The 346-nt window shown below is 45.1% G+C and carries 1 protein-coding gene; it reads left to right on the forward strand.

Annotation, left to right across the window (positions count from 1 at the left end; translation table 11 throughout):
- Positions 1-346, forward strand: a 346-nt coding sequence (locus RM520_RS15250) for a hypothetical protein (protein WP_311388574.1), incomplete at both ends; no start/stop codon positions are given.

Raw genomic sequence — 346 nt, forward strand, 5'->3', positions numbered from 1 at the left:
GGCTGACGGAGTTCAAAACCTTGTAGCTACTCCGGCTGGAGGTACTTGGGGTGGTGACTCTGCTGATGGTACTTTTGACCCTTCAGCTTTTGGGGTGGGTACTTACAATGTTACTTATACCACTGATAATGGTATTGGATGTATTCAAACAATAGATATTGATATTGTAGTAACTAATCCTTGTGACGGTGTTACTCCGCCAACCATTGATGCCGTAGGACCATTATTTACAACTGACGCGGTAGTAAATCTAGTAGGTAACCCTGCTGGTGGTACTTGGGGTGGTGCTTCAACTGATGGTACTTTTGACCCTTCAGCGCTTGGGGTGGGTACTTACAATGTTACT

This window comes from Croceitalea vernalis (genome assembly GCF_031846405.1).
GTDB classification, from domain to species: domain Bacteria; phylum Bacteroidota; class Bacteroidia; order Flavobacteriales; family Flavobacteriaceae; genus Croceitalea; species Croceitalea vernalis.